This is a genomic window from Rhizobium sp. ZPR4, from assembly GCF_040215725.1.
GTDB classification, from domain to species: domain Bacteria; phylum Pseudomonadota; class Alphaproteobacteria; order Rhizobiales; family Rhizobiaceae; genus Rhizobium; species Rhizobium rhizogenes_D.
In genome coordinates this window covers 1,151,614-1,166,605 of the sequence record NZ_CP157968.1, presented here as the reverse complement: position 1 = coordinate 1,166,605, position 14,992 = coordinate 1,151,614, and the positions used below count along the sequence as shown (strand labels likewise).

The 14,992-nt window shown below is 60.6% G+C and carries 13 protein-coding genes; 9 read left to right on the top strand and 4 right to left on the bottom strand.

Features of this window, described 5'->3' with window-relative positions; all coding sequences use genetic code 11:
• Positions 1-31 precede the first annotated feature (31 nt).
• Positions 32-742 carry a YafY family protein gene (locus tag ABOK31_RS24990; RefSeq protein WP_349959370.1) on the top strand — a complete coding sequence of 237 codons (711 nt, stop codon included), beginning with the start codon at positions 32-34 and terminating at the stop codon, positions 740-742.
• A gap of 42 nt (positions 743-784) precedes the next feature.
• Here ABOK31_RS24990 and rhaI read toward each other — a convergent pair whose 3' ends face one another.
• Together rhaI and ABOK31_RS24980 are read right to left on the bottom strand one after the other, a co-directional pair.
• Positions 785-2,077 carry an L-rhamnose catabolism isomerase gene (gene rhaI / locus ABOK31_RS24985; RefSeq protein WP_349959369.1) on the bottom strand — a complete coding sequence of 431 codons (1,293 nt, stop codon included), beginning with the start codon at positions 2,075-2,077 and terminating at the stop codon, positions 785-787.
• A gap of 64 nt (positions 2,078-2,141) precedes the next feature.
• Positions 2,142-4,238, bottom strand: coding sequence for a bifunctional rhamnulose-1-phosphate aldolase/short-chain dehydrogenase (locus ABOK31_RS24980; protein ID WP_349959367.1), 2,097 nt, complete (start codon positions 4,236-4,238; stop codon positions 2,142-2,144).
• Positions 4,239-4,447: 209 nt separating this feature from the next.
• Between ABOK31_RS24980 and ABOK31_RS24975 the strand changes: the two genes are divergently transcribed.
• The 7 genes from ABOK31_RS24975 (at position 4,448) to ABOK31_RS24945 (ending at position 11,651) form a co-directional block, all read left to right on the top strand.
• Positions 4,448-5,260 carry a DeoR/GlpR family DNA-binding transcription regulator gene (locus tag ABOK31_RS24975; protein WP_174176307.1) on the top strand — a complete coding sequence of 271 codons (813 nt, stop codon included), beginning with the start codon at positions 4,448-4,450 and terminating at the stop codon, positions 5,258-5,260.
• Positions 5,261-5,313: 53 nt separating this feature from the next.
• A complete protein-coding gene (gene rhaS / locus ABOK31_RS24970) occupies positions 5,314-6,309 on the top strand; it encodes a rhamnose ABC transporter substrate-binding protein (RefSeq protein WP_092706622.1) in 996 nt (331 codons plus the stop codon).
• Between the two features lie 73 nt (positions 6,310-6,382).
• Entirely contained in the window at positions 6,383-7,918 is a 1,536-nt protein-coding gene (locus ABOK31_RS24965; protein WP_349959364.1) for a sugar ABC transporter ATP-binding protein, read from the top strand.
• 10 nt (positions 7,919-7,928) lie between these two features.
• Entirely contained in the window at positions 7,929-8,933 is a 1,005-nt protein-coding gene (locus ABOK31_RS24960; protein ID WP_349959363.1) for an ABC transporter permease, read from the top strand.
• Complete coding sequence (locus ABOK31_RS24955) at positions 8,930-9,946, top strand: ABC transporter permease (RefSeq protein WP_174176301.1); 1,017 nt, start codon at positions 8,930-8,932, stop codon at positions 9,944-9,946. The genes ABOK31_RS24960 and ABOK31_RS24955 overlap by 4 nt, the downstream gene beginning before the upstream one ends.
• On the top strand, positions 9,943-10,269 hold the full coding sequence (gene rhaM, locus ABOK31_RS24950; RefSeq protein ID WP_174176299.1) for an L-rhamnose mutarotase: 327 nt from the start codon (positions 9,943-9,945) through the stop codon (positions 10,267-10,269). Before ABOK31_RS24955 ends, rhaM begins: the two co-directional genes overlap by 4 nt.
• Positions 10,266-11,651 carry an FGGY-family carbohydrate kinase gene (locus tag ABOK31_RS24945; RefSeq protein ID WP_349959360.1) on the top strand — a complete coding sequence of 462 codons (1,386 nt, stop codon included), beginning with the start codon at positions 10,266-10,268 and terminating at the stop codon, positions 11,649-11,651. The genes rhaM and ABOK31_RS24945 overlap by 4 nt, the downstream gene beginning before the upstream one ends.
• Here the strand turns inward: ABOK31_RS24945 and ABOK31_RS24940 are convergent.
• A complete protein-coding gene (locus tag ABOK31_RS24940; protein WP_349959358.1) occupies positions 11,648-12,475 on the bottom strand; it encodes an aminoglycoside phosphotransferase family protein in 828 nt (275 codons plus the stop codon). The genes ABOK31_RS24945 and ABOK31_RS24940 overlap by 4 nt on opposite strands.
• A gap of 400 nt (positions 12,476-12,875) precedes the next feature.
• On the opposite strand from ABOK31_RS24940, the gene ABOK31_RS24935 reads away from it, so the two are divergent.
• On the top strand, positions 12,876-13,982 hold the full coding sequence (locus tag ABOK31_RS24935; protein ID WP_075853910.1) for a branched-chain amino acid ABC transporter substrate-binding protein: 1,107 nt from the start codon (positions 12,876-12,878) through the stop codon (positions 13,980-13,982).
• A gap of 88 nt (positions 13,983-14,070) precedes the next feature.
• Here ABOK31_RS24935 and ABOK31_RS24930 read toward each other — a convergent pair whose 3' ends face one another.
• Complete coding sequence (locus tag ABOK31_RS24930) at positions 14,071-14,895, bottom strand: sugar phosphate isomerase/epimerase family protein (RefSeq protein WP_349959356.1); 825 nt, start codon at positions 14,893-14,895, stop codon at positions 14,071-14,073.
• Between the last annotated feature and the right edge of the window lie 97 nt (positions 14,896-14,992).

Below are 14,992 nucleotides of genomic sequence, written 5' to 3'. Positions count from 1 at the left end.
GCCACCATACTGGCAGCAGGAGTCAGCAGGAATGCGCCGCGCCGACCGTTTGTTTCAGATCATACAGATATTGCGCCGGTCGAGCCGGCCGATAACTGCCGCCGCGCTGGCGGATGAGCTTGAGGTCTCGAAGCGCACCGTATATCGCGACGTTGCCGATCTGATGAGCCAGCGCGTTCCGATCGAGGGCGAGGCGGGCTTCGGGTATCTCCTCTCGCCAGGCTATGAAATGCCGCCGCTGATGCTGACGCCCGAGGAGATCGAGGCCGTTGTCCTCGGAGCGCAATGGGTTGCGGGTCGTGCCGACAAGACCCTCGCCAATGCTGCGCGAGACGTCGTTGCCAAGATCACCGCGGTGGTGCCCGCCCATCTGCGCCCCTTCATCCTCGAGCCGAGCGTCGGAGCCAGACCCGTCGTCCCGGGAGCGGAAGAAGAAAACATCGATCTGCCGATGCTGCGTGTCGCCGTCCGTGAAGGGCGAAAGCTTCGGCTGCACTACCGCACCGAAGCGGGCGAGGAAACAGCAAGGACGGTGTGGCCCGTCATCCTCGGTTATTCCGACACGAGCCGCATTCTGGTGGCATGGTGCGAGCTACGCCAAGGCTTCCGGCATTTCCGCACGGAGCGAATTCTCAAGGCTGATATGCTGGATGAAGGCCATGGCCTGCGGCCGGGCGAGTTGCGTCGCCGCTGGGCCGCCTGGCGAGAGGAAGAGCTCCAGAAATCCGCACGGCAACGGTAGTGATCGGGTGCCGACACCATTGTCCGCCGGCACCCGATAATCTCAGATGATCCCGCCGCCACCTGCGGCAGAGGCTGGCCGCTCTGCGGCGACCTTGCGGCGATAACCGCTCGCCCGATAGGTCGCGACCGGATCGATGGCGCCGCCGGCACGGCGACGTGCTTCGGCAAGGATAGGCTCGACATCGGCACGATAGGCGCGCTTCAGCGTTTCCGAGGCCATCAGCGCGTCGTTCGCATCCTGATAATCGCCGAGCGCGTTTCGATCGACGATCAGCGCCTGCGCATAGGCGCGGCGGATCTCGTTGGCGCTGGAGATCAGGCTTTCGATCGGGTCCGTGACATTGTGCGACTGGTCGATCATGTGAGCCGGATTGAAGTCGTTGACCCCGCGCCGTTCGGCATCGACCAGTTCGTTGAAGACGAGGAACAGGCGATAGGGCTCGATGGCGCCGGCGTCGAGATCATCGTCGCCATATTTCGAATCGTTGAAGTGGAAACCGCCGAGCTTGCCGAACTGGATGAGGCGCGCGACGATCATCTCGATATTCGTGTTCGGCGCGTGGTGGCCGAGATCGACGAGGCAATGCGCCTTGGGGCCGAGCGTTTGCGCGATCAGGTAATTGGTGCCCCAGTCCTGAACCACAGTCGAATAGAAGGCCGGCTCGTACATCTTGTGTTCGGAAAACAGCCGCCAGTCATCCGGCAGCGCCTTGTAGATGTCGGCCATGGCGGCGAGATAGCGTTCGAACGCCTTGGTGAAATTGGTCTGACCGGGGAAGTTCGAGCCATCGCCGATCCACACGGTCAGCGCTTTCGAGCCGAGCGCCTTGCCGATCTCGATGCATTCGATGTTGTGCTCCACAGCTTGCGCACGCGTTGCCGCATCGACATGGCTGAGCGAGCCGAACTTGTAGGAATGCGCCTGGCCGGGTGCATCCGAGAACGTGTTGGAGTTCATGGCGTCGAAGCCGAGGTCGAGTGCATCGCCCTTGGCCCTGAGTTCACGCGGATCCGCCTTGTCCCATGGAATATGCAGCGAGACCCTGGGTGTCGCCCGCGTCAGCTGCTGGATGACCGCGCAATCGTCGAGCTTGTCGAAGATGCCGCGCGGCTCGCCGGTGCCGGGAAAGCGGGCAAAACGCGTGCCGCCGGTACCAACGCCCCAGGACGGGACGGCAACGAAGAATTCGGAAACCTTCTTGGTGACGGCCTCGATATCGACGCCGCGACGGGCGAGCGTGGCGCCAAGCGCCTCATAGTCGGATTTCAGCGCGGCGGCGCGCTTGTCGTTTTCTGCAGCAACCAGATCGGGCGCAATTCTAAACTCGGCCATTCTTTCCTCCCAGACGATGAAGGCCCGCGCCGGCAAGCATAACCGCGGCGCAGGCCGTTTGATATCAGCGCGTAAAGCTCTGCGCGTTGCCGGCGTCGACGTTGATGATGTTGCCGGTCGACTTGGCGGACAAATCAGAGGCCAGGAAGTAGATCGCCTCGGCAATGTCCTCGGGGAAGACATTGAGCTTCAGCATAGAGCGCTTGCGGTAATGTTCCTCGAGCTCGTCCACCTCGATCTTCGAGGAGGCGGCGCGCTGCTCGCGCCATTCGCCGTTCCAGATCTTCGAGCCGCGAAGGACGGCATCGGGATTGACGGTATTGACGCGGATGCCGGCTTCTGCGCCCTCCAGCGCCAGGCAGCGGGCGAGATGGATCTCTGCTGCCTTTGCCGTGCAATAGGCGGCGGCATTCGGCGAGGAGGCCAGACCGTTCTTCGATGCGACAAAGACGACGTTGCCACCGAGATTCTGGCGGCGGAACAGCCGGAAGGCTTCGCGCGAAACGAGGAAATAGCCAGTCGCGAGGATATCGATATTGCGATTCCACATCGAAAGCTCGGTGCTCTCGATCGGCGCGGACGAAGCGATGCCGGCATTCGATACCAGAATGTCGACGCCACCGAATTCGACGCAAGCCTCGGCAAAGGAGGAGATGACGGCATCTTCCTTGGTGACGTCCAGCCTGACGCTGCGCACCGCATCCGCACCATATCTCTTGGCGAAATCAGCCTGCGTGCTTTCAAGTGCAGCCTGGTCGATGTCAGCCAGAACCACACAAGCCCCCTCGCCCACCAGGCGCGCAGCCGTGGCACGGCCGATACCACCGGCGCCGCCGGTGACGAAGGCAACGCGGCCGGCAAGGCTCTTCGGCTTCGGCATGCGCTGCAGCTTTGCCTCTTCCAGCAGCCAATATTCGATATCGAAGGCTTCCTGCTCCGGCAGGCCCTGATATTCGGAAACCGTGGATGCCCCGCGCATGACGTTGATGGCGTTGACGTAGAACTCGCCGGCGATACGGGCGGTCGCCTTGTCGCGGGCGAAGGACAACATGCCGACGCCGGGAACGAGGAAGATCACCGGGTTCGGATCGCGCATGGCAGGCGAATTGTCATGCTTGCAATCATTGTAGTAGCGCGCGTAATCGGCGCGATAGTCTTCCAGCGCCTTGTCGAGACCGGCAATGACGGCATCGACATCGGGCTTTGCCGGATCGAAATCGACGATCAGCGGGCGGATCTTAGTGCGCAGGAAGTGATCCGGGCAGCTGGTGCCAAGCACGCCGAGCGGGCGAAGATTCTTCGAATTGACGAATTCGAGTACAGCGCCCTGATCGTCGAAATCGCCGAGCTTGCGTTCGGCCTTGCCGATGCGGCCGCGAATCTCGGGCATCAACCGGGCGGCGATAGCGCGGCGCTCCGTCTGCGGCAGGCTTTCGACGACCGCACCGCCAAAAATGGTTTTGCCTTCGGTCTTGGCGGCGAACCATTCGATCGCCTTGTTGATGATGGCGAGCGTCAGCTCGTAGCAGGCCTTGGCGTCATTGTCCCAGGTGAAGAGACCATGGCTTTCAAGGACGACGCCCTTGGCGTTCGGATGCGCCTTGACGAAGGCTTCGAGATCAAGCCCGAGCTGGAAGCCGGGGCGCCGCCAGGGCAGCCAGCCGATATCGTCGCCGAAGATTTCGCGTGTCAGCTCGCGCGAGTTCTTCGAGGCGGCGATAGCGATGATGGCGTCGGGATGCATGTGGTCGACATGGGTAAACGGCACAAAGCCATGCAGCGGCGTGTCGATCGAAGCGGCGCGGGCGTTGAGATTGAAGGTGCAGTGCGGCAGGAAGCCGACCATGCGGTCCTCGTCGGCGACGCCCTGATAGATATTCTTCAGGCTGTCGAGCTTGTGCTGATAGAGCGTGGCGAAACCGTCAAGCTTGATGGTGCCGACATCGCCGCCGGAGCCCTTGACCCAGAGCACCTTGACCTTTTCGCCGGAGAGCGGATCGGTTTCCATGACCTTGGCCGAGGTGTTGCCGCCGCCGTAGTTGGTGATACGCTTGTCTGCACCGAGCAGATTCGAGCGATAAAGCAGCTTGCCCGGCTCATCGAGGCCGGCCGCATATGCATCATCCCAACGGTTCTTCAGAAGCTGAACGTCAGCCGCCATGTCATCCTCCCTTGAAAATCAAGTCCTGCAGGCGGATCACGTTACGATTGGAACCGCCCTTTGTGAGCAGGGTATCGCTCACATATAGTCACCCTGTCAATCGAAAACGATCAAATTCGATAATGCTGCGATGCAATATGAAAGTTTATGATCGTTTATGATTGACACTTTATCATATTTGCGAAATAACCGCCAATAAGGAGGAGCCGATGCACGAACGTGAACGCCATCGCATTATTCTGAGCGCCGTACAGGAAAAGTCTGTCGTGACGATTCAGGATATTTCCGAGCTGACCGAGGCTTCGGAGGCGACAATACGCCGTGATATCGCTGCCCTTCATGTGCAGGGAAAGATCCGGCGCGTGCGTGGTGGTGCAGAATCGATCCATCCTCCGCAACTCGGCAATCTCGTCGGTCGACCCTTCCGCGTCTCAGAATCCGTCAATATCGATAAGAAACGCGCAATTGCGCGCAAGGCGGCAGAATTATGCAGCCCGGGTGACGCCATCATCATCAATGGCGGCACGACAACATTCCAGCTCGTTCATTATATTTCAGCTTTCCGGCTGCAGGTAATGACAAATTCGTTCGCCATTGCCGAACATCTGGTCAAGCATTCGAAGAATACGGTGACAGTGCCGGGCGGCGCGATTTATCGCGAGCAGAGCTTGATCCTTTCGCCGTTCGACAACGATACGACCCGCAATTTCTACGCACGCCGCATGTTCCTCGGCGCGCAAGGCGTTGGCCCTCTCGGTATCATGGAAGCGGATGGCCTGCTGATCCAGAGTGAGCAGAAGCTGATGCGACAGGCCGACGAACTCGTCCTCATGGTTGATTCCAGCAAGTTCCGTCAGCGTTCCAGCCTGATCCTTTGCCCGCTCGAGCAGGTTTCGACCATCATCACCGATGACGGCGTGACCGCCGAGACCGTGCGCATGATCGAGGATGCCGGCGTATCGCTCATCATCGCAAATGTTTCGGCTCAGGCCGAGGAGGAAGATTCCCCATCGGTCGCATGAAACGCGCGGCTCAGGTGGGGTGAGCATGCCTATTAACTTTGGGAGGAAGTGACATGAATATAGCAAAGAAACTGGCGATCGGCGTTGCGCTTGCGGCCACGCTTTTCGCCGGCGCGGCAAGCGCGAAAGACATCAAGATCGGTCTCGTGGTGAAGTCGCTGGGCAACGGCTTCTTCGAGGCTGCCAACAAGGGCGCTCAGGAAGCCGCCAAGGATCTCGGCGGCGTGCAGGTGATCTACACCGGCCCGACCTCGACCACGGCTGAAGGCCAGATCGAAGTCATCAACTCGCTGATCGCGCAGGGCGTCGATGCCATCGCGATCTCCGCAAACGATCCCGATGCAGTCGTACCTGCCCTCAAGAAGGCGGCACAGCGTGGCATCAAGGTCATCTCCTGGGATTCCGGCGTCGCCAAGGCTGGCCGCATCCTGCAGCTGAACCCCTCGTCCAACGAGCTGATCGGCAAGATGTGCCTGACGCTTGCCAAGGATCATCTCGACGGCGGCAAGGGTAACTTCGCCATCCTGTCGGCAACGACGACATCGACGAACCAGAACATCTGGATCGGCGAAATGAAGAAGCAGCTCAAGGACTTCCCGGGTCTCAACCTGGTCACGACCGTTTATGGTGACGACCTCTCCGACAAGAGCTATCGTGAAGCCCAGGGCCTCCTGACCTCGCATCCGGAAGTCAAGGTCATCGTCGCTCCGACGACCGTTGGCGTGCTTGCCGCTTCGCAGGCCGTCAAGGATGCCGGCAAGATCGGCCAGGTCTACGTGACCGGTCTCGGCCTGCCGTCTGAAATGGCCGGCGCGATCAAATCCGGTGCGACGAAGGAATTCGCGATCTGGAACCCGATCGATCTCGGCTATTCTGCAACGCAGATCGCCTATCGCCTTGTCAAGGGCGAGACCGACGGCAAGCCGGGCAGCGAGATCAATGCTGGCCGCATGGGCAAGATCAAGGTCGACGCAAACGGCGAAGCCGCCATGGCCGATCCGTTCGTCTACAACGCTTCGAACATCGATCAGTTCTCCAAGGTTTTCTGATCGAAAATCGAATTCGCAGCTCTCCGGCGGTGTCAGCCGCCGGACCTGGTTTCATTGATCCGGTACATTGCTGATGACCACAGTTCTTCAACGACCCCTGGCGGACGCACCTGCCGCGAACAATCAAGCCATCCTGGAAATGCGCGGCATTTCCCAGATCTTTCCCGGCGTGAAAGCGCTGGATGGCGTCAGCATTTCGCTTTATCCCGGCAAGGTGACCGCCCTGATAGGCGAGAACGGTGCGGGCAAATCGACCCTCGTCAAGATTTTGACCGGTATCTACCGCCCGAACGAGGGCGAGATTCTCGTCGATGGCAAGCCGACAGCTTTCGCCAACGCGCAGGCCGCCATCGATGCCGGCGTTACGGCCATCCACCAGGAGACGGTGCTCTTCGACGAGCTGACCGTCGCCGAAAACATCTTCCTCGGTCATGCGCCGCGCACATCCTGGCGCACCATAGACTGGAAACGGATGAACAGCCGTTCGAAGGAACTTCTTCAATCCCTCGAAAGCGCCATCGATCCCACAATCCGATTGAAGGACCTCTCCATTGCGCAGCGCCATCTCGTGGCGATTGCTCGCGCTTTGTCGATCGAGGCCCGCATCGTCATCATGGACGAACCCACGGCCGCCCTTTCGCGCAAGGAAATCGACGATCTCTTCCGCATCGTCGAGGGATTGAAGGCGAAGGGCAAGGCGATCCTGTTCATCAGCCACAAGTTCGACGAACTCTATGAAATTGCCGATAATTTCGTCGTCTTCCGCGACGGTCGCGATGTCGGCCACGGCGAATTGAAATCGACCCCGCAGGACGAGATCGTCCGCATGATGGTCGGACGCGATGTCGGCAACGCCTTTCCCAAGGTTGCGGTAGCGCTCGGAGAAACGGTTCTCGAAGTCGACAAATACTGTCATCGCACGGAGTTTCGGGACATTTCCTTCAAGCTCAGGCGCGGCGAGATTCTCGGCGTTTACGGCCTGATCGGCGCGGGGCGCTCCGAACTTTGCCAATCGCTTTTCGGCATCACCAGGCCGCTCTCCGGACGCTTGACGCTCGATGGACGGGAAATCCAGGTGCGTTCGCCACAGGACGCCATCGGCGCCGGCATCGTCTACGTACCGGAAGAGCGCGGCCGCCATGGCTTAGCGCTGCCGATGCCGATCTATCAGAACATGTCTTTGCCCTCGCTCGGACGCACCTCGCGCAAGGGCTTCCTGAAAGCGGCCAACGAATTTGCGCTTGCCCGCAAATATGCCGAACGGCTCGATCTTCGTGCCGCCGCCCTCTCCGTGCCGGTCGGCACGCTGTCAGGCGGCAACCAGCAGAAAGTAGTCATCGGCAAGTGGCTCGCGACGCAGCCGAAAATCATCATTCTCGACGAGCCCACCAAGGGGATCGACATCGGCTCGAAGGCAGCCGTTCATGGCTTCATCAGCGAGCTGGCGGCCGAGGGCCTGAGCATCATCATGATCTCTTCCGAACTGCCGGAGATCATCGGCATGGCGGATCGAGTGCTCGTTATGAAAGAGGGTCTGTCGGCTGGTCTTTTTGACCGCGGGGAGCTGACACCGGAAACACTCGTCCGTGCCGCCACGGGAAATGCATAGGGAGAGCCGGATGCCACGTATCCTCAAAAGACGAGAGACACTGCTCTTTATCATCATCGCCGTGATGATCGCTGGTTTCGCAACGCGCGCCGCCGGCTTTGCCGAGCCCGCCAATCTCGCCAATATCTTCAACGATACCTCGATCCTCATCATCCTGGCGCTTGCCCAGATGACCGTCATTCTGACCAAATCGATCGATCTGTCCGTCGCCGCCAACCTGGCGCTGACGGGCATGGCGGTTGCGATGTTGAATGCGGCCTATCCCGATATTCCGCTGATCGTGCTCGTCATCACGGCAATCCTGATGGGTGCGGTTCTTGGCGCCATCAATGGCTATCTCGTCTGGGCCTTGGAAATCCCGCCGATTGTCGTCACGCTCGGCACCCTGACGATCTATCGCGGCATGGCCTTCGTGCTGTCGGGCGGCGCCTGGGTGAATGCGCATCAGTTCACGCCGATCTTCCTGAACGTGCCGCGTACACCACTTCTCGGCCTGCCGGTGCTTGCCTGGATCGGCATCGTGATCGTGCTGATGATGTATCTGGTGCTGCGCTACATGCAGTTCGGCCGCTCGGCCTATGCCAGCGGCGGTAATCCAGTCGCCGCCGTTTATGCCGGCATCGACGTCGGCTGGACGCGTTTCCTCGCCTTCGTTCTCTCGGGTGCGCTCGCCGGGCTCAGCGGCTATCTCTGGGTCTCGCGCTATGCCGTTGCCTATGTCGATATCGCCAACGGTTTCGAGCTCGATAGCGTGGCGGCCTGCGTCATCGGCGGCATTTCGATCGCAGGCGGCGTCGGTTCGGTCGCCGGCGCTGTGTTGGGCGCCCTCTTCCTCGGCGTTATCAAGAATGCGCTCCCGGTCATCGGCATCTCGCCGTTCACGCAGATGGCAATCTCCGGCACCGTCATCATTCTGGCCGTCGTCTTCAATGCCCGCCGCGAACGCAACCGCGGCCGTATCATCCTTAGAGATCAGGCCGCGAAAGACACCGCCAGCGAGGGAGCAATCGCATGACAAACGGTTCGCAAGCGGCAACGGCGGAAAAGCGCGTCATTCCGGATCGCCTCGGCACTCCTTTCAAGCGCATCCTGTCGAGCTGGGAAACGCTGCTCTTCGGCGTCGCGGTCGCGATCTTCATCTTCAATTCGCTGGCCTCGCCCTATTTCCTCGATCCCTACAATCTCTCGGACGCGACCTTCAACTTCACCGAAAAGGCGATGATCGCCTTTGCCATGGCGCTGCTCGTCATCGCAGGCGAAATCGACCTCTCGGTCGCAGCCATCATCGCGCTCGCCTCGACAGCGATGGGCGCCGCCGCGCAACTGGGCGTCGACACGCCCGGCCTCGTCGCGATCGGCATCGGCGTCGGCCTGGTCTGCGGTATCTTCAACGGTTTCCTGGTTTCGGTGCTGAAGCTGCCGTCGATCGTCGTTACCATCGGCACGATGAGCCTGTTTCGCGGCATTTCCTACATCGTGCTCGGCGACCAGGCCTATGGCAACTATCCGGATAGTTTCGCCTATTTCGGCCAAGGTTACGTCGTCTGGGTCTTCTCCTTCGAATTCGTGCTGTTCATCGTGCTTGCGATTGCTTTTGCGATCCTGCTGCATGCCACGAATTTCGGCCGGCAGGTCTATACGATCGGCAACAATGATTTTGCCGCACGCTTCTCCGGCATTCCGGTCGAACGGATCAAGTTCATCCTGTTTCTCTTGACCGGCATCATGAGCGGCATCGCCGCCGTCTGCCTCACCTCGCGTCTTGGCTCGACGCGCCCCTCGATCGCGCTCGGCTGGGAGCTGGAGGTGGTCACCATGGTCGTGCTCGGCGGCGTGTCGATCCTCGGCGGCTCAGGCACGATCGGCGGCGTTGTCATCGCCGCCTTCGTCATGGGCCTCGTCACATTCGGCCTCGGCCTGCTCAACGTTCCCGGCATCGTCATGTCGATCTTCATCGGCCTCCTCCTCATCATCACCATCGCGTTGCCGATCGTCGCCCGGCGCATCAAGACCATGAGTTCCAAATGACCGCTGCTCTCGAACGCCACGCCTTCAAGATGACGCTCAATCCAGGCATGGAAGCGGAATACCGGAAGCGCCACGACGAAATCTGGCCGGAACTCGTGGACCTACTGCACGAGTCCGGCGTCAGCGACTATTCCATCCACCTCGATCGCGAGACGAATACGCTCTTCGGCGTGCTGACGCGGCCGAAGGATCACACAATGGCGAGCCTGCCGGACCATCCCGTCATGAAGAAATGGTGGGCGCATATGGCCGATATCATGGCGACCAATCCCGACAATTCGCCGGTTCAGAGCGATCTCGTCGCGGTCTTTTATCTGCCATGAGCACCGAGACAGCCTACCGCCACATCGCCGTGATCGACATCGGCAAGACCAACGCCAAGGTGGTCGTGCTCGATGCCGGTACGGGCAGCGAGGTCGCCGTTGTCAAGACGGGTAACAGCGTGCTGAAGACCGAGCCCTACCCGCATTACGACATCGAAAGGCTCTGGCATTTCATCATCGAAGCGCTGAAGGGCTTTACAGTCGCGCCCGGTTTCGATGCGATATCGATCACGACGCATGGCGCATCTGCCGTGTTGCTTGCGGCCGACGGCAGTCTTGCCATGCCGGTTCTCGACTATGAGCACGCCTATCCCCAAGCCGTTCGGGACGCCTATGACCGGTTGCGACCTGAATTCGCCGAGACGTTTTCGCCCGGACTGTCGGTCGGGCTTAACATCGGCGCGCAGATTCACTATCTGAAAGGCAGCTTTCCCGCCGATTTCGCCCGCGTTGCCACGATCCTGACCTATCCGCAATACTGGGCATTCCGGCTGAGCGGCGTCGCTGCCAACGAGGTGACTTCACTCGGCTGCCACACCGATCTCTGGAACCCGACCACGCAAGGCTACTCCTCTCTGGTCGACACGCTTTGCATCCGCCCGCTGATGGCGCCGGTGCGTTCGGCCTTCGATGCGCTCGGATCGGTATTGCCGACGCTTGCCGCGGAAATCGGTCTGGCAAGAGCCGTGCCCGTCTATTGCGGCATTCACGATTCCAACGCCTCGCTTCTGCCGCATCTGGTGGAAAACGAAGCCCCGTTTGCGGTCGTCTCGACCGGAACCTGGGTAATCAGTTTCGGCGTTGGCGGCGATCTCGAGCATCTCGATCCCAAGCGCGATGCGCTTGCCAATGTCGATGCCTACGGCCGTGCCGTACCATCCGCACGCTTCATGGGTGGCCGCGAGTTCGAGATTCTGGCCGCCGAAATCGGCACCGCATCACCCGAGGCGATCGAGGCTGCTCTTGAGCCGGTGATCGGCAAAAGTCTCATGCTGCTGCCCAACGTCGTTGAAGGTTCCGGTCCCTTTCCCGGCAGCAAGCGGCGCTGGATCGCGGATAACGCCGCGAACAATGCCGAGCGCCTTGCCGCCGTCAGCCTCTATCTCGCGCTGATGACAGAAGCTTGCCTCGGCTTGATCGGCGCCAGAGGATCGATTTTCGTCGAAGGACCCTTCGCGCTCAACCGCGCCTACCTTAAAGCCCTGTCCGCCTTGACGAATACCGACGTTATTGCGCTGGCGGGCTCGACAGGCACCAGCCAGGGTGCAGCGCTGCTGACGGGCATACGCCCTGGGACAACAGCGGAAAACTTGCCCGTTCGCGCCGAACTGGCCGGGTTGATCCGCTATCGGCAGGCCTGGCGCGACGCTTTGATCTCTTAAGCCCCGGGGGTCCCGGATAGTTCGGCAGCCGCGATTTCGGCAACATTCAGTGTTGGCTGGACGTGTTCGTCCTCGCCATCTTCGATCAGCCACGCGGCCGAAAGGCCAGCCCAGGCAACGATCCATTGCAGCAGTCGCCCGCGTTCCAGCCCCGCCGCCTCGGCAACGACTGCCACCTGCCGCGCAAGGCGGCCGGGAGATGTGGCAGTGGCATTATCCGGATTGCAGAAGAGATTGGCGTAGTCGAAGCCGCGTTCTCCCACGAGCCCCTTCGGATCGATCGCGAGCCAGCCGCGCTCGGCAAAGTCCAGAATATTGCCGTGATGGATGTCGCCATGCAGCGTCACGACATCGCGGGGTTCCGACAGCAGTTTGCGGGCCGTGACCGCGGACCGCACGAAAGTGCCACCTTCGCAGTGGGCCATCGCTTCGAGCGAACGAAACCGGTGGACCAAGGGAATCAAAGTCGGCAAAGAAATCCCGCGCGACGCGTGAAGCCCCACGACGGCTTTGCAGATGATGCGGCTTGCCTCGTCATCCCCGCCACTCCTTACCATCTCGATGAGAGAACAAGGACCTGTCGCCCGTTCGAGCAGGATGGCATCACCTTCATGTTCAAGAACGCGCGCGGCACCGACGCCATTCCACCAAACCATGAGTTCGGCGCCCCATTTCTCCTCGGGCGCGACCGCAATCTTCAGCATGGCTGGCTCGCCGTCACGACGTACGGGAAAAAGCCGGCTGGAATGCGTTACGATCGGGGCACCATCGGGGATCAGCCGCCAGAGGTCAAAATAGGCTTTCGAATCGTCATTCTCATTCACGCGACATCAATCTCCTCGGCATAGGCCACGCCATGACAGGCGCCGCTACCTATGTGGGTCAGCGGCATCGAAACTTCCACTTTTAGATTCACCTCGCTTTACCGCCATATCGCCTGGGTCTTGGGAGCAGGCGCGCAACAACCATCCCTCGTCAAAATTTTCGAAAAAACGCTAAAATTGTCTTCGCGACGGTTATTTTCTTGCGGAATCGTCGCAATATTCCTACACAAAATACCCTCATGGGCGCTTTCGAGATCAAAAAATGTCCGAAAGCGATCATCGGCTTCGATATCAGCCTTGTCTCTTTAAAAAAGAACGCCTCACGGCAGTTTGCGCGTCGAGACAGGTGATTGCGAGCGGGTTCAAAGGGCGCTGCCGCGCTCATCCAAGGAGAGCTAACATGAGTCTGAAGACATTGACGGCCGCGACCTTCGTCGCTTCGCTGGCCTTCGCACCTCTCGCACATGCGGACATCACCATCGGCCTCATCGCGCCGCTGACCGGCCCGGTCGCAGCTTACGGCGAGCAGGTCAAGAATGGCGCGCAGACCGCCATCGACGAAATCAACAAGAGCGGCGGCGTTCTCGGCCAGAAGCTCGTCCTGAAGCTCGGCGATGACGCCGGCGATCCGAAGCAGGGCGTATCCGTCGCCAACGGCTTCGTCGGCGACAGCATCCGCTTCGTCGTCGGCCCGGTCACCTCGGGCGTTGCCATTCCGGTTTCCGACGCGCTTGCCGAAAACGGCATCCTGATGGTCACGCCGACTGCGACCGCTCCGGGCCTCACCAATCGCGGCCTGACCAACGTCCTGCGCACCTGCGGCCGCGATGACCAGCAGGCTGTCGTTGCCGGCGAATATGTGGTCAAGAACTTCAAGGACAAGAAGATCGCGATCCTCAACGACAAGGGTGCCTACGGCAAGGGCCTGGCCGACGCCTTCAAGGCAGCGATCAACAAGGGCGGCGTCACCGAAGTCGTCAACGACTCGCTGACCCCGGGCGAAAAGGACTACAGCGCCCTGACGGCGAAGTTGAAGCAGGCAGGCGTCGAGGTCATCTACTTCGGCGGTTACCACCCGGAAGCAGGTCTGCTGGCCCGCCAGCTGCATGACATCTCCGTCAAGGCACAGATCATCGGCGGCGATGGCCTTTCCAACACCGAATACTGGGCAATCGCCAACGATTCGGCTGCCGGCACGCTCTTCACCAACGCGTCCGACGCGCTGAAGAACCCGGATTCGCAGAGCGCCGTTGCCGCCCTCAAGGAACGCAACATCCCGGCCGAAGCCTTCACGCTGAACGCCTATGCCGCCGTGCAGGTGCTGAAGGCCGGTATCGAGAAGGCCGGCAAGGCAGATGATGCCGAAGCCGTCGGCGCAGCGCTCAAGAAGGGCGAGCCGATCGACACCGCCATCGGCAAGGTCACCTACGGCGAAACCGGCGACCTGACCTCGCAGAGCTTCTCGCTCTACAAGTGGGAAGGCGGCAAGATCGTTTCGGCCGAATAAGCCGCCACGTTATCGCTTTGAAAGAGAGCCGGGCCACTTGTTGTTGGCCCGGCTTTTTTATTGGAGATGCTGCCCGAGCCGCTGCGGCTCAGCAAACGGTGCGGAAGCGCTCGACACAGGTGGAGAGAACCTCTTCGCCCGGCCGCTTCCACCAATTGTTCTGAGAGAAAATCTCGACCTCCTGCAGGCCGAAGAAGCCAGCCTTCTCAATCTCGGCGCGGATGCGCTTCAAGTCGATCACGCCGTCACCCATCATGCCGCGATCAAGCAGCAGATCCGTGGTCGGCACCAGCCAGTCGCAGATGTGATGGGCCAGGATGCGGCCGCCGGCGCCGGCGCGTGCGATCTGCTCGTAGAGCTTAGGGTCCCACCAGACATGATAGACATCTATGGCGACGCCGATGCCTTCGCCGAGGAGATCGCAGATGTCGAGCGCCTGCTCCAACGTGTTCACGCAGGCGCGGTCGGCCGCGTACATCGGGTGCAGCGGTTCGATCGCCAGCGGAATTCCGGCACTGCGGGCATGCGGCAGGATCGCCGCGATGCCGTCCGCCACCATCTCGCGAGCGTGAGGGATATCCTTCGATCCCTCCGGCAGGCCGCCGACAACGAGGACGAGACAATCGGCATTGAGCGCCGCCGCTTCGTCGATCGCGCGCTTGTTGTCGTCGATAGCAGCCGCCCTGCCCTCGGAGCTGGCCGCAGGAAACATGCCCCCGCGGCAAAGGCCCGTGACCTTGAGCTTGTTGTCAGCAACGATTCGCGCCGCTTCCGAAAGTCCGATCTTGTGCACCTGATCGCGCCAGGGCGCGATCGCTACGATATCCTGCTTCAGGCACGCCTCCACCGCCTGACGCATGTCATATTGCTGGCGCACCGTCGCCAGATTGATGGATAGACCCTCTACGGCCATTGTGATGATCCTCCCCGATCCTCTTATCCGCTAGAACCCGATGACCTTTATTCGACACGTCATCGTGCTCTAGCTATTTGATATTGCACAATCTTAT

What these genes read in the sequence shown, in the direction of transcription:
- ABOK31_RS24990 (WP_349959370.1), top strand. Translation starts at nt 32, where the DNA reads ATGCGCCGCGCCGACCGTTTGTTTCAGATCATACAGATATTGCGCCGG.
- rhaI (WP_349959369.1), bottom strand. Translation starts at nt 2,077, where the DNA reads ATGGCCGAGTTTAGAATTGCGCCCGATCTGGTTGCTGCAGAAAACGAC.
- ABOK31_RS24980 (WP_349959367.1), bottom strand. Translation starts at nt 4,238, where the DNA reads ATGGCGGCTGACGTTCAGCTTCTGAAGAACCGTTGGGATGATGCATAT.
- ABOK31_RS24975 (WP_174176307.1), top strand. Translation starts at nt 4,448, where the DNA reads ATGCACGAACGTGAACGCCATCGCATTATTCTGAGCGCCGTACAGGAA.
- rhaS (WP_092706622.1), top strand. Translation starts at nt 5,314, where the DNA reads ATGAATATAGCAAAGAAACTGGCGATCGGCGTTGCGCTTGCGGCCACG.
- ABOK31_RS24965 (WP_349959364.1), top strand. Translation starts at nt 6,383, where the DNA reads ATGACCACAGTTCTTCAACGACCCCTGGCGGACGCACCTGCCGCGAAC.
- ABOK31_RS24960 (WP_349959363.1), top strand. Translation starts at nt 7,929, where the DNA reads ATGCCACGTATCCTCAAAAGACGAGAGACACTGCTCTTTATCATCATC.
- ABOK31_RS24955 (WP_174176301.1), top strand. Translation starts at nt 8,930, where the DNA reads ATGACAAACGGTTCGCAAGCGGCAACGGCGGAAAAGCGCGTCATTCCG.
- rhaM (WP_174176299.1), top strand. Translation starts at nt 9,943, where the DNA reads ATGACCGCTGCTCTCGAACGCCACGCCTTCAAGATGACGCTCAATCCA.
- ABOK31_RS24945 (WP_349959360.1), top strand. Translation starts at nt 10,266, where the DNA reads ATGAGCACCGAGACAGCCTACCGCCACATCGCCGTGATCGACATCGGC.
- ABOK31_RS24935 (WP_075853910.1), top strand. Translation starts at nt 12,876, where the DNA reads ATGAGTCTGAAGACATTGACGGCCGCGACCTTCGTCGCTTCGCTGGCC.
- ABOK31_RS24930 (WP_349959356.1), bottom strand. Translation starts at nt 14,895, where the DNA reads ATGGCCGTAGAGGGTCTATCCATCAATCTGGCGACGGTGCGCCAGCAA.